This window comes from Streptomyces sp. CB02261, from assembly GCF_001905665.1.
Taxonomy (GTDB): Bacteria; Actinomycetota; Actinomycetes; order Streptomycetales; family Streptomycetaceae; genus Streptomyces.
In genome coordinates this window covers 371,455-390,146 of the sequence record NZ_LIVX01000006.1, presented here as the reverse complement: position 1 = coordinate 390,146, position 18,692 = coordinate 371,455, and the positions used below count along the sequence as shown (strand labels likewise).

Genomic DNA, 18,692 nt, shown 5'->3' with positions numbered 1-18,692 from the left:
GGGTCGGTCAGGCCGTCCAGTGCGCGGGGCGCTCGAATCCCTCCGGGACGCGGGTGTCGGCGTTCCCGCGCGCCGCGTTCAGCTGGGGCTGCGTCAGGAACAGGGCGCCGGTCAGGTCCGCCCCCGACAGATCGGCGTCCCGCAGGTCCGCGCCGATCAGATCCGCGAGCGACAGATCCGCTCCCGTGAGGTCGGCGGCGATGAGGAGCGCTCCGCGCAGGTCGGTGCCGCGCAGTTTCGCGCCGCGCAGCCGCTTGCCGATCAGGTCCGCGCCGCGCCGGCTCCTCGGCTTCCCGCCGGCCGTGGCGCGGACCAGCTCGCTCGTCCGCAGCAGCAGCCGGTTCACGTCGGCGCGGACCTCGGGGACGCGCAGCTGCTTCAGCGTGTCCGCCGAACTCCGGGTGAGCGCCTCGACGCGGTCGAGCGCCCCCCTCAGGTCGGCGTGGACGGGCCGGGCCGCCGGGCGGGCCAGTGCCTCGGTGAGGTAGTAGAGCAGTTCGTGGAGCTGGCGCATCACGTAGAACACGTCGTACATCCGGCCCGCGGTCTCCGGCGCCTCGCGCCAGGACACGCCGCCGAAGGTCACCTGGGAGACCTGCTGGCCCGCGCCGAAGCAGTCGTACACCGTGCAGCCCTGGAAACCGCTGGGCCGGAGCCGGGTGTGGATGCCGCAGCGGAAGTCCTCCTGGAGGTTCCGGCAGGGCTCGCCGGGCGCCTTGTCCACGGCGAAGTCGGCCGACTTCGCGAAGGGCAGCGCCACACAGCACAGGCCGAAGCAGTTCGCGCAGTCGCCGCGCAGTGCGGATTCCCGGGTCTCGGGCACGGTGGGACGGTTCCTTCGCTGATCGGGGACGGACTGTCCACCGTATCGCGATCTCGGTGAGACCGATCGCGAAGATCGTCCGGGGCCGGTTCGGACACGCCTCAGGAGGTGTCGGCCGCGTCCGCGTCGACCGCCACCGAGCGGGCCCAGCGGTAGTCCGCCTTGCCGCTGGGGGAGCGCTGGATGCGGTCGGTGAGGACCAGCTGGCGGGGGACCTTGTACCCGGCGAGGCGGGGGCGGCAGTGGGTCTGGAGGGCTTCCAGATCGAGCGGCGGGGCGTCGGGGCGGAGCTGGACGACCGCCGCGACATGGCTGCCCCAGCGGGCGTCGGGGACGCCGGCGACCAGCGCGTCGTACACGTCGGGGTGGGCCTTCAGGGCCTGCTCCACCTCCTCCGGGTAGACCTTCTCGCCGCCCGTGTTGATGCACTGGGAACCGCGCCCCAGGACGGTGACCACCCCGGCCTCGTCCACGGTCGCCATGTCCCCGAGGAGCACCCAGCGCACCCCGTCCCGCTCGAAGAAGGTCTCGGCGGTCTTGGCCGGGTCGTTGTGGTAGCCGAGCGGCACATGGCCGCGCTGGGCGAGCCGGCCGATCTCGCCGGGGGCGACGGGGGCGCGCGTCGCCGGGTCGACCACCTGGGTGCGTTCGTTCACGTGGAGGCGGAAGCCCCGGGCGGGACCGGAGTCGTCGGTCGCCCGGCCGTTGGAACCGGACTCGGTGGAGCCGAAGTTGTTGAGGAGCAGGACGTTCGGCATGAGCTCCTGGAGCTGGGCCCGCACGGTGTCGGACATGATCGCCCCGGACGAGGACAGGCTGAACAGGGCGGAGAGATCCGTGCCCCTGAGCGGCCCGCGCAGCGCGTCCACCAGCGGCCGCAGCATGGCGTCCCCGACCAGGGAGATGCTGGACACCTTCTCCTTCTCCAGGGTGCGGAGCACCTCCTCCGGGACGTACTTGCGGTGCAGGACGACCCGCTGGCCGTAGTTGAGGGCGATGAACGCGGTCAGCGTGGACGTGCCGTGCATGAGCGGCGGCGCGGGGAAGAAGGTGATCCCGGAGCCGCCGGCCGCGACCCGCTCGGCCAGCTCCTCGGGCCGCTTCACGGGCTCGCCCGCGGGGTCCCCGCCGAAGAGCCCCGCGAAGAACAGGTCCTCCTGGCGCCACAGGACGCCCTTCGGCATCCCGGTCGTCCCGCCGGTGTAGATGATGAAGAGGTCGTCCGCCGAGCGCGCACCGAAGCCCCGCTCGGGTGAGCCGGAGGCCTCCGCCTCGGCGAAGGGCACGCAGTCGAGCGCCGCGGCTCCCTCGCCACGGTCGGGAGGGGTCCCCACCCGCACCAGGTGCCGCAGCTTCTCCGTCCGCGGCAGCGCCGCCGCGACCCGGTCCGTGAACTCGGCGTCGAAGACGAGCGCGGCCAGGTCGGCGTCCCGGTAGAGGTAGACCAGCTCCTCCTCCACGTAGCGGTAGTTCACGTTGACCGGCACGATCCGTGCCTTGAGGCAGGCGAGGACGGTCTGGAGGTACTCGACGCCGTTGTACAGGTGGAGTCCGAGGTGCTCGCCGGGCCGGATGCCCGCGGCGGTGAGGTGGTGGGCGATCCGGTTGGCTGCCGCGTCCAGCTCGGCGTAGGTGAGGCGCCGTTCCGCGCCCGTGCCCGGATGGTCGACGTACACCAGTGCCTCGCGGTCGGGGACCACGTCGACGACCGATTCGAACAGGTCGGCAAGGTTGTACTCCACCGTTCCTCCTGACCCCGGTACGTACGGACTCGGGCGGTCATTAGAGCGCCGTACGCCGACGGGGGGAAGAGTCCGCGCAGAAGAATCTGACTAGGTGTCAGAAAACTATTGAACTGGGCCCCGGGCTCCTGCAACCTGTTCCAGAACTGGAGACGGGAGAACCCCATGGGTGGCACCGAACACCTCACCGTGCGGCGCGAAGGCGGCACGCTCGTACTCACCCTGAACCGCCCCGAGGCCAAGAACGCCCTCTCGCTGCCGATGCTCGTCGGCCTCTACGACGGCTGGCTCGAAGCCGACGCCGACGACAGCGTCCGCTCCGTCGTCCTCACCGGCGCGGGCGGCGCCTTCTGCGCCGGCATGGACCTCAAGGCCCTGGCCGGCGAGGGGATGGAGGGCGAGCGGTACCGGGACCGGCTGAAGGCCGACCCCGACCTCCACTGGAAGGCGATGCTCCGCCACCACCGACCCCGCAAACCCGTCATCGCCGCCGTCGAGGGGTACTGCGTCGCCGGCGGCACCGAGATCCTCCAGGGCACCGACATCAGGGTCGCGGCCGCCTCCGCCACCTTCGGCCTCTTCGAGGTCCGGCGCGGCCTCTTCCCCATCGGCGGCTCCACCGTCCGCCTGCCCCGCCAGATCGCCCGCACCCACGCCCTGGAGATGCTCCTCACCGGCCGCCCGTACACCGCCGAGGAAGCCGCCCGCATCGGACTCGTCGGACGGGTGGTCCCCGACGGCACGGCCCTCGAGACCGCCCTCGACATCGCCGAGCGCGTCAACGCGTGCGGCCCGCTCGCCGTCGAGGCCGTCAAGGCCTCCGTCTACGAGACCGCCGCGATGTCCGAGACGGAGGGGCTGGCCGCCGAACTCGACCGGGGATGGCCGATCTTCGACACGGCCGACGCGAAGGAGGGGGCGCGCGCGTTCGCGGAGAAGCGGGCGCCGGTGTACCGCCGGGAGTGACGTCCTCCCCGGAGGCCCCGCGCAGCGGCTCGACCCGTACGCCCACCGACCGTCCCACGAAGGAGCCCGCCGCATGACCGTCACCCCACCGCCGGAGGCCCTCCGCGCCCCCCTCGTCGTCGAGTTCCCCTTCACCCGCTCCCTCGGCCCCGTCCAGTCCGCCTTCCTCACCGGACTGCGCGAACGGACCGTGCTCGGAGTCCGCACCGGGAGCGGCGAGGTGCTCGTCCCGCCCGTCGAGTACGACCCCGCCACCGCCGCCGAGCTGCGCGACCTCGTCGAGGTCGCCGCCACGGGCACCGTCACCACCTGGGCCTGGAACCACGAGCCCCGCCCCGGCCAGCCCCTGACGACCCCCTTCGCCTGGGTCCTCGTCCGCCTCGACGGCGCCGACACCGCCCTGCTCCACGCCCTCGACGCGCCCGGCCCCGACGCCGTGCACACCGGGCTGCGGGTCAGGATCCGGTGGGCCGCCGACCGCATCGGCGCCATCACGGACATCGCCTGCTTCGAACCGCACGACAGCGGTCCCGCGCCCGGACCACAGGCCCACGACGGCCTGTTCGACGCCCCCGTCACCGGCATCGTCGCCGCCGCCCGCCTCGACTACACCTACAGCCCCGGCCGCGCCCAGACCCGCTATCTGCACGCGCTCGCCGAGCGCCGGACGGTCGGCGAACGCTGCCCCTCCTGCACCAAGGTGTACGTGCCGCCCCGCGGCGCCTGCCCCACCTGCGGCGTCGCCACCACCGACCAGGTCGAGGTCGGGCCGAGGGGCACCGTCACCACGTACTGCATCGTCAACATCAAGGCAAGGAACGCCGGGAACGACGCCATCGAGGTGCCGTACGTCTACGCCCACATCGCCCTCGACGGTGCCGGGCTCGCCCTCCACGGCCGCATCGGCGGCATCCCGTACGACCAGGTCCGCATGGGTCTGCGCGTCGAACCCGTGTGGAGCGAGGACGGCCGCTACCCCGACCACTACCGCCCCACCGGCGAGCCCGACGCCGACTACGACACCTACAAGGAGCTGCTGTGACGCCGCACCGGCCGGGCCGAGAGGTGGCGATCGTCGCCTTCGCCCAGAGCGACCACCGCCGCCGCACCGACGACCTCTCCGAGGTCGAGATGGTCATGCCCGTCCTCCACGAGGTGCTCCGGCGGACCGGGCTCAAGACCTCCGACATCGGCTTCACCTGCTCCGGCTCCTCCGACTACCTCGCCGGCCGGGCCTTCTCCTTCACCATGGCCCTCGACGGCGTCGGCGCCTGGCCCCCCATCTCCGAGTCCCACGTCGAGACCGACGGCGCCTGGGCGCTGTACGAGGCCTGGGTGAAGCTCCTCACCGGCCAGGCCGACACCGCCCTCGTCTACTCCTACGGAAAGTCCTCGCCCGGCTCCGTCCGGGACGTCCTCACCCGCCAGCTCGACCCGTACTACCTCGCCCCGCTCTGGCCCGACTCCGTCGCCCTCGCCGCCCTCCAGGCGCAGGCGCTCGTCGACGCCGGCGACACCGACGAACCCGCCCTCGCCGCGATCGCCGCCCGCAGCCGTGAGGACGCCACCGCGAACCCCCACGCCCAGCTGCCCGGTCCCCGCCCTCAGGGCGACTACGTCGTCCGGCCGCTGCGCACCGGCGACTGCCCGCCCATCGGCGACGGCGCCGCCGCCGTGATCCTGGCCGCCGGGGACCGGGCCCGTGAACTCTGCGACCGGCCCGCCTGGATCCGGGGCATGGACCACCGCGTCGAGGCCCACTCCCTCGGGGTCCGGGACCTCACCGACTCGCCCTCCACCCGCCTCGCCGCCGAACGCGCCGGAGCCTTCGAGCGGCCCGTCGACACCGCCGAACTCCACGCGCCGTTCACCTCCCAGGAGGTCGTGCTCGCCAAGGCCCTCCGCCTCGACGACACCGTCCGCGTCAATCCCTCCGGCGGCGCCCTCGCCGCCAACCCCGTCATGGCCACCGGCCTCATCCGGCTCGGCGAGGCCGCCGCCCGCATCCACCGCGGCGACTCCGACCGCGCCCTCGCCCACGCGACCTCGGGCCCCTGCCTCCAGCAGAACCTGGTCGCCGTCCTGGAAGGGGAGAACCGTGTCCGGTGAGCCCGTGGCCAAGGAACCGGTGGCCGTCGTCGGCATCGGCCAGACCAAGCACGTCGCCGCCCGCCGGGACGTGTCGATCGCCGGACTCGTCCGCGAGGCCGCGGTCCGCGCCCTGGAGGACGCCGAGCTGACCTGGGCGGACATCGACGCCGTCGTCATCGGCAAGGCCCCCGACTTCTTCGAGGGCGTGATGATGCCGGAGCTGTACCTCGCGGACGCCCTCGGCGCGGTCGGCAAGCCCATGATCCGGGTGCACACCGCCGGATCGGTCGGCGGTTCCACCGCGCTCGTCGCCGCCGACCTGGTCGCCGCGCGCGTCCACCGGACCGTCCTCACCCTCGCGTTCGAGAAGCAGTCCGAGTCCAACGCCATGTGGGGCCTCTCCCTGCCCGTCCCCTTCCAGCAGCCGCTGCTCGCGGGCGCCGGCGGCTTCTTCGCCCCTCACGTCCGGGCCTACATGCGCCGCACCGGCGCCCCCGACACCATCGGCTCCCTCGTCGCGTACAAGGACCGGCGCAACGCGCTGCTCAACCCGTACGCCCACCTCCACGAGCACGACCTCACCCTGGAGAAGGTGCAGGCGTCCCCGATGCTCTGGGACCCGATCCGCTACTCGGAGACCTGCCCCTCGTCGGACGGCGCCTGCGCGATGGTCCTCACCGACCGTGCGGGCGCGGCCCGTTCGCCCCGGCCGCCCGCCTGGGTGCACGGCGGCGCGATGCGCAGCGAACCGACCCTCTTCGCCGGCAAGGACTTCGTCTCGCCGCGGGCCGGACGGGACTGCGCCGCCGACGTCTACCGGCAGGCCGGCGTGACTGACCCCCGGCGGGAGATCGACGCCGTCGAGATGTACGTGCCGTTCTCCTGGTACGAGCCGATGTGGCTGGAGAACCTCGGCTTCGCCGAGGAGGGCGAGGGCTGGAAGCTCACCGAGGCCGGGGTCACCGAACTCGACGGCGACCTGCCCGTGAACCCCTCCGGAGGAGTGCTCTCCACCAACCCCATCGGAGCCTCCGGGATGATCCGCTTCGCCGAGGCCGCCCTGCAGGTGCGCGGGGAGGCGGGCGAGCACCAGGTCGACGGCGCGCGCCGGGCCCTCGGGCACGCCTACGGAGGCGGCGCGCAGTTCTTCTCGATGTGGCTCGTCGGGGACACGCCGCCCACGAGCTGAGCCACGGGGGGGCGCGGGGCACCGGGCGTGCTCACCGTCCGTGAGGACCGCGCCCCCCAGGTCACCGTCCGCGACCGGGGCGGGAGCCTCGGCAGCACCGCGCCGGCACGGTCCGGGAGCGCCGTGCGAGGCTCCCGGACCCCGCCGCGCGGGGCCCGCCGCCCGGAGCCGCCCGGCGCGTCGCGTCGCGCGCCCGGGCACGTACCATGGCCGTATGTCCTTCCTCCGCCGCCGCAGCGCCGCCACACCCGCGGGCCCGGACTTCGATGTCCTGGCCATGGACCCGGGGGACTGGCCCGGCAACCTCGGCGCCGGCCTGCTGCCCGCACCCGACGGCTCCTGCCAGGGCGTCTTCCTCCGCTACGACCTGTTCGGCGGCCGCGGCCCCGCGATGATCATCGGCAACCTGCCGGAGGGCTCCCCGGCGCGCGAGCTCGCGGAGGGCCAGATCCCCTTCGAGGTGGCCCAGCTCCTCGCCGCCCTCGAGAACGACGAGCCGGTCGAGGTCCTCGACATCGAGGACGTCCCCGTGATGCAGGGCGACAACCTCCTGATCGTCCGCCGCCTCAAGCTCTCCGAGAGCCGTATCTCCTGCGTCCAGTTCGACCGCAGCGACAACGTCCTCGTGACGATCGCCAGTTGGGACCGGCCGATCACGGACGACCTGTACGCGCTGCTCAAGCCGCTTCCCGCCGAGCTGTTCCAGCAGGGCTGACGGAGGAGCGGGGGCCGATGAGCGCACGCGTCGACAGCTGGATCTGGGCGGTCCGGCTCACCAAGACCCGCTCCCAGGCCGCCGCGGCCTGCCGGGCCGGACACGTCAAGGTCAACGGCGAGCGGGCCAAGCCCGCCCAGCCGGTGAAGCCCGGCGACGAGGTCAGGCTCTTCCACGGCGGCCGCGAGCGGATCGTCGAGGTCAAGGAGCTCCACACCAAGCGGGTGGGCCCGCCGGTCGCCGTCGAGGCGTACGTGGACAACAGTCCGCCCCCGCCGCCGCGCGAGCACGTGGCCGTCGCCGCCGTGCGCGACCGGGGCGCCGGGCGCCCCACCAAGCGCGACCGCCGCGAACTCGACGAGCTGCGCGGCCGACGCCCCTGATCCGTACGGCTCCGGGGGCCGGCCACGGGAGCACCCCCGTGGCCGGCCCCCGTCCGTGTCTCAGCGCGTCGCGGACCCGATGAGGGAGGCCACCCGCGCGGCCGCGGTGCCCAGACCCGTCGGTCCACGGCCCACCAGCGGGTTGCCGCTGCCCCCGTGGACGTCCTCGGCACGGTAACGCCGCACGCTCCGGTGCCAGTTGAGGATCCCGGCGAGCCAGTCCTCCAGCTCTCGCAGATACGCCTCGAACGCCGCCCGGCCCTCCTGGTCGAGACCGAAGTCCTCGTAGAGCACGGGCACTTCGGTCTCCTTCAGGTGCTCGTACTGGCGCAGCCGCCCCCGCATCAGGTCGTCGACCATCGCCACCGCCGTCGGGTAGTCGCAGTCGAAGAACTTCTGCAGCACCAGCACGCCGTTGTGCACCTCACCCTCGACCTCGATCTCCTTCTGGTACGAGAAGAGGTCGTTGAGGAGCGTCGCGTAGTCGGAGACCGAGTGCTCCAGGGCGCGGACCGTACCGGTCCGGTAGATCTCCGACGGCAGGGCCTCGGTGTGCCGCAGCCGGCACAGCAGCATCGTCAGCTCGGAGCCGAAGGTGGTCCGCCGCATCTCGATGTAGTCCACCGGATCGGGCACCCGGTGCTGCGCCTGGTTGTGCAGCTCCCACAGCCAGCTGTCGAGCATCGCGTCCAGCGCGGTCCGGAGCTGGAGCCGCGCCTCCGGGCCCATCGGGCCCGCGGTCCGCGCCCACAGGTCGGCGAGCGCGACCTCCATCGGATGGGAGGCGAGGGCCCGCCCGGCCGCCGGATCCTTCACCGACATGCAGGACTTGAGCCGCTCCGTGAGGCGCTTGGCACCCGCCAGGTCGCGCGGCCGCCCGAAGACGAGGGGGTAGTAGTCGTCCCCGTACGTCCCCCAGGTCAGCCACTCGGCGCTGAGCTCCAGCTCCTCCAGGGTGGCGTCCGGGTCGAGCCCCGCCGAGCAGAGCGCCAGGTCGAAGCCGTCCATCAGCGGACGGTCCCAGATGTCGTCCAGGAGCCCCATCCGCTCCGCCCAGTCCTCGGAGCGCCGCTTGGCCTCCTGGTGGTGCGGGCTGAGCGTCAACGGGTACGGCAGGTCGAACTCCGGCAGGAGCGAGGGCCCCACCTGCTGGTGCGGCACGTGCGTGAGCGTCCGCAGCCGGGAGGCGGCCGGGCGGCCGAACAGGGTCCGGATGTCGAGGGCGGAGGTGCCGATCACCCCGTCGAGCCGCGAGGGCCCGGCGACCATGCCCTCGTTCATGTACCGGCTGGAGCGCATGTGCCACTCGTGACCGCCGGACTGCCAGTCCTGGAGCCCCTTGGCGTACGCCGCCACGGCCGCGCACTCCTCCGGCCCCAGACCCTTCTCGGCGGCCAGCAGCGGGACCTCGGTCAGGGCCGTGTTCTCGAACTGCTGGAGCCGCGAGGTCAGCAGGTCGTTGACGGCGTTCGCTGCCTCCTGCGTCGTACAGCCGAGGAACCGCTCCAGGACGAGGACGCCGTTGCTGTTCTCGCCCTCGTCCTCCACCTCGCGCTGGTACGAGAAGAGGTCGTTGCGCAGGTGCACGGCGTCGGAGAAGGCGTCCCTGAGGACGCGGAGCGGCCGGGAGTACGCCACCCGGTCCGGGACCTCCGCCCCCGCCGCGTACTCCACGAGCCCCGCCGACCAGGGCGCGCCGCCCACCTTGCGGCGCATCTCGATGTACTCCACGGGGTTGGCGACGCGCCCCCCGTTGATGTTGTCGAGTTCCCAGAGCGACTCGTACAGCAGGTGCTCGGTCGCCTCCGCGAACCGCACCCGCCAGCCCCCGGACATCGAGGGGACGGTACGCCGCCACAGGTCGGCGAGACCCGCCTCCACGGGGTTGGTGGGCTCGGGCATGCCCGTCGCCGGGTCGGCCGGCATGAACAGCGGCAGCCGGTCCAGGTAGGCCTTGCTGCCGGCCCGGTCCTGGGTCCGCTTGAAGACCTCCAGGAAGTGGTCGTCGAAGAAGAACACCCACGTGTACCAGTCCGTGACGAGGTCGAGGGCCTCGCTGTCGCAGTCGGGATGCGTGTACGCGCAGAGCAGCGCGTAGTCGTGGGAGTCGAGGTCGTGCTGCTCCCAGACGCCCGAACCCTCCAGCATCCCCATCTCCCGCGCCCAGTCCCGGGTGTGTGTGCGGGCGGTCTCCACATGGGGGTTGAGCCGCGCCGGATACGGAACATAGAAATCCGGCATGACGAAGGGCTGAGGCATGTGCGGAGGGGCCTTCCGGTGAGCAAGTGCGGTGTCCGGCCCACCTTTACCCGTCGCCCGTACGGCGCACGCGATCTCTTGAATAGTCCTATGAACGCCGAAGGGGTGGTGCCGGCCCCCTCCTCCGGCACCACCCCGCGCGTTTCGGCCACGCCTCCGTCAGACCCGGGAAACCCGCACGTCAGCGGCCTTCACAAAGGCCACCCGATGGCCGAACTGGATCTGGTAGTAATCCTCCTGGCCGCGCACGACCGTATGCCCGCTGCTGTCGAACACCGGCGCGAAGTAGTACTCGCCCGGGGTCCGGTCACCCACCACGTACCGCTGACCCGCGAGCAGCCGGTACGGCAGCGGAGAGACCGCCTGCACCGGCACACCCGCCGGGTAGGCCGAGGCCTCCGGGTAGGCCCGCCCGTACACCGGCACCGAGGCGAGACCCTCCCGGGGGGTCAGGACGAGCCCCCGCGCGTTCACCGCGGTGGGGTGCTTCCCCGGATTGTGGAACCACGCCTTCTGCCCGAGGTACCAGACCGCCGTCCAGTCGCCCCTGCGCTCGGCCACCGCGTAGCTCTGCCCCGTCGAGGCCCGCGCCCCGGTGTCGTTGACCCCGGTCGTCGAGTCCTGCCCGCCCGGCCGCAGGCCGATATCCTTCACCAGGGGCGCGTCGGCGCTCGGCGCGGTGTGCAGGCGCACCGCCCCGCTCCCGTGCGGCGCACACGCCTCGCCCGCCACCGCGCAGCCCGTGTACACCGGCTGATGGGCGCTGTACTCGGGCCGGATCGTCACCACCGAGGCGTCCGGACCGGCGCTCGGCGTGATCGGACGGCCGAGCAGCCGGAAGTAGTGGGCCCAGTCCCAGTACGGCCCCGGGTCCGTGTGCATGCCCCTGATGGTGGACGTCACCGTGCCCGGCACGTTGTCGTGCCCCAGGATGTGCTGCCGGTCGAGCGGGATGCCGTACCGGGCGGCCAGGTACCGCACGAGCCGCGCCGACGTCCGGTACATCGCCTCCGTGTACCAGGAGTCCGGCGAGGTCAGGAAGCCCTCGTGCTCCAGGCCCACCGACTTGGCGTTCACGAACCAGTTGCCCGCGTGCCAGCCGACGTCCTTGAGCGGCAGGTGCTGGGCGATGTGCCCGTCGGAGGAACGCAGCGAGTACTGCCAGGACACGTACGTCGGGTCCTGCACCAGCTTCAGGGTGACGTCCCAGACGGCCTCGGTGTCATGGATGACGATGTAGTCGACCGACTGGGAGGTGGGCCGGTCCGCCTTGTCGTGGTTGCCGTAGTCGCCGTCACCGAACTCCTCGTACGGCGCGGGGATCCACTCGCAGGCCACCGAGCGCGGACACTCCACGGGGCCGCCGGCCGGCCGCCGCAGCCCGAGGGCGGCCACCTGCTCCGTGGCGGGCGCGACCGCGGGCGCGGCCGGGAGCGTCACCACCTGCCCGCTGTCCGTCGTCCGGGATTCCCCGGTCCGGATCACGTCGAACACGTCGTTCGCGTACGTCGTCGCCGTCGCCGAGTCGTCCGCGCCGGAGTACCGGGCCACCGCCCCGTACCAGTCGGCCGGGTCCGTGCTCGCCGGCAGCCCGGCCTCCCGTTGCGCGGCGGCGAGCAGCGCCGCCCCGCCCTCGATGTTCGCCGCCGTGCCGGTCCGCAGCTCCTCGGCCGGGATCCCGGACAGCGCGGAAGCCCGCTCCAGGGTCCGCAGCCGCGGGGGCAGCGAGTCCGCCGCCGGGACCGGCGCCTCCGCACCGGAACGCACCGCGCGGGACGAGTCGCCGCGAGGATCCTCCTCACCGTCCGAGTGGTGCGGGGCGGCACCGGCGAGCGCGGTCACCGCGTCCGTCAGATGCATCGGCCCGTAGCCGCCGGTCACACTCGGCGCACCGCCGTGCCCGTCCCAGCGCGACTGGAGGTACGAGACGGCGAGCAGGACGCTCTCCGGTACACCGTGCCTCGCGGCCGCCCGCGCGAACTGCGCCTGGAGGGAACCCGCCTCGGGCACGTCGGCACCGGCCGGAGGGGCCGCGGAGAGCAGCGGGAGCAACAGGGCCGCGGATGCGAGCAGTCCCACCGCCCGGGGTGGACGGAGGGACGATGGACGTCCGGGGGACGCGGAACGGAGCAAGGCAGCCTCCAGGGGCGGGGGGTGACACCGGGGCGTGCGGGACCGAACCCGTACAGGGGTATCGGCTCCCGGACGATCCGTCAATCACACGTCCCCGAAAGCAACTTCGCACGTCAGAGGCGAAATGAAGGCGGTACGGCGGAGTTTCACGGAGACGGGCCCCCGGCCAGGGACCCGTCAGTGGAGTGGACCACTGGCTCGGTCCCCACATGCCGGTGCGCCGCGTCCCGGTGTGTCGGCACCGGGCGCACGGCGCACCCCCCGTTCCGTCGGCCGGCCCCGCCCTTCAGCGCGTCCCGACCGCCGCGCGCACGGCCCGCCGTGCCATGGCGCAGTCGTCGTGCAGCCGCCTCAGGAGCAGCCGCTGTTCCTCACCCGGGGCGAGCGCCCCCGTGGGCACCGGCACGGAGCCGGCCGGCGGAGCCTCCTTCATCGTGCGCTGCACCGCCGTCTCGTACGTCCGGATCTCCCGCGTCAGCACGATCATCAGGTTCACCAGGAAGGCGTCCCGGGAGGCCGGGCCCGCCTGCTGGGCGAGCTGACTGATCTGCCGCCTGGCGAGCGGCGCGTCGGCGAGCACCGTCCAGAGCGTCGCCAGGTCGTACCCCGGGAGGTACCAGCCCGCGTGTTCCCAGTCCACGAGGACGGGCCCGGTGGGGGAGAGCAGGATGTTGGAGAGCAGGGCGTCCCCGTGACAGAACTGCCCCATGCCCTGACGGCCGCCCGCGTGCGCCAGACCGTGCAGCAGCTTCTGCAGGTCGTCCCGGTCCCGGTCGGTGAAGAGACCGAGCTCGTGGTAGCGCGCGATCCGCGTGCCGTAGTCCAGCGGGGCGTCGAACGTCCCGGCCGGCGGCCGCCAGGCGTTGAGCCGGGCGATCGCGCCGAGCGCGGCCCGCACGTCGGCCCGGGGCGGCGCCTCGACGGGGTGGCGCGAGAGCGCCGCCGCCCGTCCGGGCATCCGCTCGATCACCAGCGTGCAGTTCTCCGGGTCCGCCGCGATCAGCCGCGGCGCCCGCACCGGCGGACGGTGGCGGACGAAGGAGCGGTAGGACGCTATCTCGTGCTGGAACCGCTCGACCCACGCGGGGGAGTGGTCCAGTAAACACTTCGCGACCGCCGTGGTCCGCCCGGTCGTCCCGACGATCAGTACGGAGCGTCCGCTGCGCCGCAGCACCTGCACCGGGTTGAACTCCGGGCAGATGCGGTGGACCGAGGCGATCGCCCTCTTCAGCTGCGCCCCCTGAGGGCCCGACAGATCGATGCGTCCACTGATCGGCTGGGTGCCGGTGCCGGTGCCGCCCGTCCAGCGCCGCGGCCGGACGGCCTGGGGCGCGGGAGCGAGGTAGGGCCCGGTGCCGGCCGGGACGATGCGGTGCTGCGGCCGGGGCGGGGCGGACACGGAGGACGATGCTGTGTACATGGAGGTGACAGATCCCTTCGTGTGCCGACGAGTTGCGTGCGTCGCCCCGCCCGCCCCCGGTCCGCACCCTGGGGAATGAGGGCCGGTCGGCGGGGCGGGGTGGCGCTTTCCTACCTGACACCCGGGCGCGGGTGGCGGAACATCGGGCGCACCCTGGCGAACCCTGGCGAATAGTCGCCAGCCCTATGACAGGGGGTTACTGTCAACTCAGCCGAGAACCTGGGGGCTTAGACGTGACCGGACAAACCAACACCCGCCTGGCAGACCTGTTCGGCCTGGCCGGCTGGTCCAAGGGCGAACTCGCGAGACTCGTCAACCGGCAGGCGGCGGCCATGGGCCACCCCCAGCTGGCGACCGACACCTCGCGGGTCCGGCGCTGGATCGACCGCGGTGAGACCCCGCGCGATCCCGTCCCCCGGGTGCTGGCAGCACTGTTCACCGAGCGACTCGGCCGTGTCGTGACCATCGAGGACCTCGGGTTCGTACGACACGGGCGCGCCGGAAACCGGCAGGACGTCAGGAAGACGGACAACCCTGACGGGCTGCCCTGGGCACCCGATCGTACGGCGGCGGTCCTCACCGAATTCACGGGAATGGACCTCATGCTCAACCGACGCGGTCTGGTGGGCGCGGGTGCCGCGCTTGCCGCCGGCTCCGTACTCAGCAACGCCATGCACGACTGGCTGCAGACCGACCCCTCACGCCAGTCCGTCCCCCAGCGGGCCACCGATCCCCTCCACGCCGACCCCGCCGGGTTCGACCGCTACGAGGCCGCCCCCATCGGGTCGGAGGAGATCGAGGCTCTGGAGCACTCGGTGGAGGTGTTCCGTGCCTGGGACGCCTCACGGGGTGGCGGTCTCCAGCGCAAGGCCGTGGTGGGCCAGCTCAACGAGGTGGGAGGCATGCTCGCCTACCGCCACGCCGACCACCTCCAGCGGCGCCTGTGGGGCGTCGCCGCCAATCTGGCCGTCCTCGCCGGCTGGATGTCGCACGACGTGGGCCTCGAACCCACGGCGCAGAAGTACTTCGTGATCGCCGCCCACGCGGCCCGCGAGGGCGGCGACCGGCCCCGGGCCGGCGAGGCGCTCTCCCGCGCCGCCCGCCAGATGGTGCACCTGGGCAGGCCCGACGACGCCCTCGACCTGATGAAGCTGGCCAAGGACGGCTCGGGCGAACGGGTCCTGCCCCGGACCCGGGCCATGTTCCACACGATCGAGGCCTGGGCGCAGGCGTCGATGGGCCGTGGCCAGGCCATGCGCCGCACCCTCGGCGAGGCCGAGGACCTGTTCGTGTCGGACCGGCGCGACGAGGAGACGCCGAGCTGGATGCAGAACTTCGACGAGGCCGACATGCACGGCATGCAGGCCCTCGCCTACCGCACCCTCGCCGACCACGACCCGACCGCCGCCGTCCCCGCCCAGCGCCACGCCCGGCTGGCGATCGAGCTGCGGCACGACGGTCACAACCGCTCGAAGCTCTTCGACCACATCTCGCTCGCCTCGGCCTGCTTCATCGCCGACGACCCGGAGCAGGCCGACCGCTACGCCCGGCTCGCCCTGATGGCCATGGGGGAGACCTCGTCCCACCGCACCTGGGACCGGCTGCGGGAGATGTACCGGCTCACCGGGCAGTACGCCGGCTACACGAGGATCGAGCACCTGCGCGAGGAGATCGCGGAGGCCCTGCCGCAGTCGCCGGTCAACCGCCCGAGGACGGGACAGGCCTGAGCGGGGGCCACGGCCCCCGCTCCACGGTCGGTACGAGGGCGCGCCGGTCAGGCGACCGCCGTCGGGTGCCTCAGCGGCCGACCCGGACCACCATCACGCAGGCGTCGTCCTCGCGCTGCTCCTCGCCGAACTCCTCGACCACCGCGCGCACACCCTCCTGGGCGTCCCGCGCCCCGGTGAGGCGGGGGCCGAGGGCGAGCAGCCGTCGTGCGCCGGTGTCGTCGCCCGTACCGCTGCCCCGGGTCAGCCCGTCGGTGTGCAGGACGAGCAGGTCACCGGGGAGCAGCCGGGTCTCGGCCTCGCCGTACACGGCCCCGGTCGTCGCTCCGAGGAGCACGCCCTCGGGCCGGCGGAGCAGGTGCCCCGTCCCGTCACGGAACAGCAGCGGGGCGGGGTGTCCTGCCTGCGCCCAGGTCAGCGTCTGGGCGACCGGGTCGTAGCGGCAGCACATCGCGCTGCCGAGCGCGGGCTGTACGGAGGTGTCCAGGAGCTGGTTGAGGTGGCCCATCAGGGCGGCGGGGCGGATGCCCGCGACCGCCATCCCGCGCAGGGCGCCGAGGAGCATGGCCATCGAGGAGGTCGCGGCGACCCCGTGGCCCGTCAGGTCACCGACGGTGAGCAGCGCGTCCCCGTCGGGCAGGGCGAGCGCGTCGTACCAGTCGCCGCCGATGAGGCCGGTACTGGCGGCCGGGAGGTAGTGGGCCGCCACGTCGAGCGGGGCGGGGCCGTCGTGGGCGAAGCGGAGCGAGCCGCGCCACGGCGGGAGCACCGCCTCCTGGAGTTCGACGGCGACCCGGCGCTCGGTCTGCTCGATGTGGCGGCTGCGCTCCAGGGTGTCCCGGCTCTCCCGGACCGCCCGCTGGCTGCGCCGCAGTTCGCTGACGTCGCGGAGCACCGCCCACATCGAGGCGGTGCACCCGTCGGCGTCGAGGACGGGCTCGCCCGTCATGTGCACCGTCCGGACGCGTCCGTCGGTGCGGACGATCCTGAACTCGCCGTCGATCGGCTTCCCGTCGATCAGACAGTCCGTCACCAGGCTCTGGAGGAGCGGCTGGTCCTCGGCGAAGACCATCGTGGGCATCTCGTCCAGCGACATCGGGCCGCTCTCGCGCGTACGTCCGAAGATCTGGAACAGCTCTTCGGACCAGCTGACCTCGTCGGTCAGCAGGTTCCACTCGGCACTGCCGACGCGGGAGAGCAGCGAGCCCGTGCGCGTCGGCGGGATCTCGCCGTAGGCGGTGCCGGGGTCGGTCGCGAGGCCGGTGTCGGGCGCGGTCTCGGGGCCCTCGTCGGAGTCGAGCGGCTCCGGGGCGGTCTGCTCCGGGACGCCCGCCCGCAGCTGTCCCAAGTGGGCGCCGAGATCGTCGAGTTGGCTCACCGCGAGATCGCAGAGGGCACGCTGCCAGCGCTGCTGCGGGTCGTCGTCGTCCACCACGGCGTCCCGGCGCACGGCGACCAGCTCGCCGCGCAGGCGGCGGGTCTGCGAGATCAGTGCGTCCACCGCGCCCGGCTCCGGCTGCTGGGCGGGGCGGTCCGCGAACAGGGGGGACGGCATGTGGTACTCCGATACAGGCGCGGAACGGCCAGGCCGGGTGTGAAGGGTAGGCCCGGATACGACTGTTGCACAGCCCGGGAGAGCCCGTAAGGGATTTGGCAACACTCGATCCGGTGGTGCTTCTGGCATATGTCAACGGCCCGGCGATTACCGGCCAGTGCACAAGGCGTTACGGTGCGGGGGTGGTGAACGACGACGGAATCGGCACGGCGGGCACGCGTGCGGCGGCCACGGGCGGGACGGGTACGCGCACGGGGACGGGCACGACGGGGACGCGAACGGTGACGGGTGCGAGGGGGACGGATACGCGCACGGGGACGGGTACGACCGGGACGGGTACCGCCGTCCTGCTCGCGGCGGCGCCCGCCGGGCGGGGGCGCGCCATGGACGCCGCCGCCGTGCTGCCGGCCCTCGCCGCCGTGCCGCCCGGGGTCCTCACCGGCACCGCCACCGCCACGGTCGTCGAACTCGCCGATCCGCTCGACCCGCAGACCGTGCTCACCCGCCTGCGGGCCGCCGCGACGACCCCCGGCCCGCTGCTCGTCTGCCTCGCGGGGCAACTCCACCTCGACCGTCGGCAGCGGCTGCCGCACCTGGCGCTCGCCCGCACGACCCCGGCGACCCTCCGCTACACCGCGCTGCCCTGGCACTGGCTCGCCGGTGAACTCGCGGTGCGGGCCCCCGGCACCACGACCGTCGTCGCGGACCTCGCCGCGGACCCCGACGTGTGGGAGCGCCTCACCACCGCACCCGACCTCCTGTCCCTGGGGCCCGGACCGCTCCTCTACGGGCGGGTCGCCCCCGCCCCCCGGCGCGGTGAACCCCTGGCCCCCGCCTATCTGCGGTCATGGGCGGAACTCTGGCGTTCCGGCGCGCGCCTCCCGTACGCCACGCTCCACGCGGAAGCCGCCGCCCACGCCGCCTCCGCCGTACCGGAGGCGGTCCTTCTCGCACCCGCGCCCGCTCCCGCCCCGGTGGTGGACCAGGACCCGCACCCCGCGATCCTGGCCGCCGCCATGGCCGGGCGGCACGGGGAGGCGGCGTCGGTGGCGGCGGCCTGGGAGCGCGAGGCCCTCCGCCGTCACGGGCCCCGGTCCGCGCAGGCCGTCCACTGGACGGAGGTACGGGCCGACCTCGCGCGCCTCGCCGGGGAACCCGCCCGTAGCTGCGAACTGTGGCTCGCCGCCGCCGAGGCCCGGCTCGCACTCGGACAGCGGACCGACGACCCCGAGGTCGAGGCGGCCGTGGACCGGGCCCACCACCAGTGGGAACAGCTCGGCGACCCGGCGCGGGCCCGCGCACTCGGCGCTCCGCTCATCGCCCTGCGGCAACGGGTCCCGGGCCGCCAGCCCGGCGCCCTGGCCGCGCTGACCCGCCGCATGACGGGCTGAGTCCCGGTCACGGCGGACGGGGGAGCCGCACGGGGGTCCTGGTCGTCCACGAAGGACCGGGAGCCGCGCCGGAGTCCTGGTCGTCCACGACGGACCGGGGAGCCGCACAGGAGTCCTGGTCGTCCACCACGGACCGGGATCCGCGCCGGAGTCCTCCTGGTCGTCCATGACACGAGCCCACCACCCCATGAGCTCCCGAAGGAGCCGTGTGACCTCGCTCGCGCCGACGCCCCGGACCGGCCGTCGATCGAAGCCGCCCTGGCGGACGGGCGGGCGGCCCCGTGACCCGCCCGCCCGA

The 18,692-nt window shown here is 73.4% G+C and carries 14 protein-coding genes; 8 read left to right on the top strand and 6 right to left on the bottom strand.

The window, feature by feature from the left end; genetic code table 11:
• Positions 1 to 7 precede the first annotated feature (7 nt).
• Positions 8 to 823, bottom strand: a complete 816-nt coding sequence (locus AMK29_RS22030) for a pentapeptide repeat-containing protein (protein WP_073815530.1) — start codon at positions 821 to 823, stop codon at positions 8 to 10.
• A gap of 101 nt (positions 824 to 924) precedes the next feature.
• Positions 925 to 2,565 (bottom strand): acyl-CoA synthetase, encoded by a 1,641-nt coding sequence (locus AMK29_RS22025; protein WP_073815528.1) that lies wholly within the window; start codon positions 2,563 to 2,565, stop codon positions 925 to 927.
• A 165-nt stretch (positions 2,566 to 2,730) separates the two neighbouring features.
• Here AMK29_RS22025 and AMK29_RS22020 point away from each other — a divergent pair, with 165 nt between their 5' ends.
• From AMK29_RS22020 to AMK29_RS21995, 6 genes are all read left to right on the top strand, one after another.
• Complete coding sequence (locus tag AMK29_RS22020; protein WP_073815526.1) at positions 2,731 to 3,531, top strand: crotonase/enoyl-CoA hydratase family protein; 801 nt, start codon at positions 2,731 to 2,733, stop codon at positions 3,529 to 3,531.
• 73 nt (positions 3,532 to 3,604) lie between these two features.
• Positions 3,605 to 4,573 (top strand): Zn-ribbon domain-containing OB-fold protein, encoded by a 969-nt coding sequence (locus AMK29_RS22015; RefSeq protein WP_073815523.1) that lies wholly within the window; start codon positions 3,605 to 3,607, stop codon positions 4,571 to 4,573.
• Entirely contained in the window at positions 4,570 to 5,640 is a 1,071-nt protein-coding gene (locus AMK29_RS22010; protein WP_073815521.1) for a thiolase domain-containing protein, read from the top strand. The genes AMK29_RS22015 and AMK29_RS22010 overlap by 4 nt, the downstream gene beginning before the upstream one ends.
• A gap of 4 nt (positions 5,641 to 5,644) precedes the next feature.
• Entirely contained in the window at positions 5,645 to 6,811 is a 1,167-nt protein-coding gene (locus AMK29_RS22005) for a thiolase domain-containing protein (RefSeq protein WP_073815882.1), read from the top strand.
• A 214-nt stretch (positions 6,812 to 7,025) separates the two neighbouring features.
• Positions 7,026 to 7,526, top strand: coding sequence for a hypothetical protein (locus AMK29_RS22000; RefSeq protein WP_073815519.1), 501 nt, complete (start codon positions 7,026 to 7,028; stop codon positions 7,524 to 7,526).
• A 17-nt stretch (positions 7,527 to 7,543) separates the two neighbouring features.
• On the top strand, positions 7,544 to 7,909 hold the full coding sequence (locus AMK29_RS21995) for an RNA-binding S4 domain-containing protein (RefSeq protein ID WP_073815517.1): 366 nt from the start codon (positions 7,544 to 7,546) through the stop codon (positions 7,907 to 7,909).
• A 60-nt stretch (positions 7,910 to 7,969) separates the two neighbouring features.
• Here AMK29_RS21995 and AMK29_RS21990 read toward each other — a convergent pair whose 3' ends face one another.
• The 3 genes from AMK29_RS21990 to AMK29_RS21980 form a co-directional block, all read right to left on the bottom strand.
• Positions 7,970 to 10,168 carry a terpene synthase family protein gene (locus AMK29_RS21990; protein ID WP_073815514.1) on the bottom strand — a complete coding sequence of 733 codons (2,199 nt, stop codon included), beginning with the start codon at positions 10,166 to 10,168 and terminating at the stop codon, positions 7,970 to 7,972.
• A gap of 159 nt (positions 10,169 to 10,327) precedes the next feature.
• Entirely contained in the window at positions 10,328 to 12,247 is a 1,920-nt protein-coding gene (locus tag AMK29_RS21985; protein ID WP_073815512.1) for an N-acetylmuramoyl-L-alanine amidase, read from the bottom strand.
• Positions 12,248 to 12,587: 340 nt separating this feature from the next.
• Entirely contained in the window at positions 12,588 to 13,721 is a 1,134-nt protein-coding gene (locus AMK29_RS21980; protein WP_073815509.1) for an aminoglycoside phosphotransferase family protein, read from the bottom strand.
• Between the two features lie 233 nt (positions 13,722 to 13,954).
• Here AMK29_RS21980 and AMK29_RS21975 point away from each other — a divergent pair, with 233 nt between their 5' ends.
• A complete protein-coding gene (locus AMK29_RS21975) occupies positions 13,955 to 15,448 on the top strand; it encodes a DNA-binding protein NsdB (RefSeq protein WP_073815506.1) in 1,494 nt (497 codons plus the stop codon).
• Positions 15,449 to 15,518: 70 nt separating this feature from the next.
• Here AMK29_RS21975 and AMK29_RS21970 read toward each other — a convergent pair whose 3' ends face one another.
• Positions 15,519 to 17,003 carry a PP2C family protein-serine/threonine phosphatase gene (locus AMK29_RS21970; RefSeq protein ID WP_073815504.1) on the bottom strand — a complete coding sequence of 495 codons (1,485 nt, stop codon included), beginning with the start codon at positions 17,001 to 17,003 and terminating at the stop codon, positions 15,519 to 15,521.
• 383 nt (positions 17,004 to 17,386) lie between these two features.
• Between AMK29_RS21970 and AMK29_RS21965 the strand changes: the two genes are divergently transcribed.
• Complete coding sequence (locus AMK29_RS21965; RefSeq protein WP_198942317.1) at positions 17,387 to 18,394, top strand: hypothetical protein; 1,008 nt, start codon at positions 17,387 to 17,389, stop codon at positions 18,392 to 18,394.
• Positions 18,395 to 18,692 lie beyond the last annotated feature (298 nt).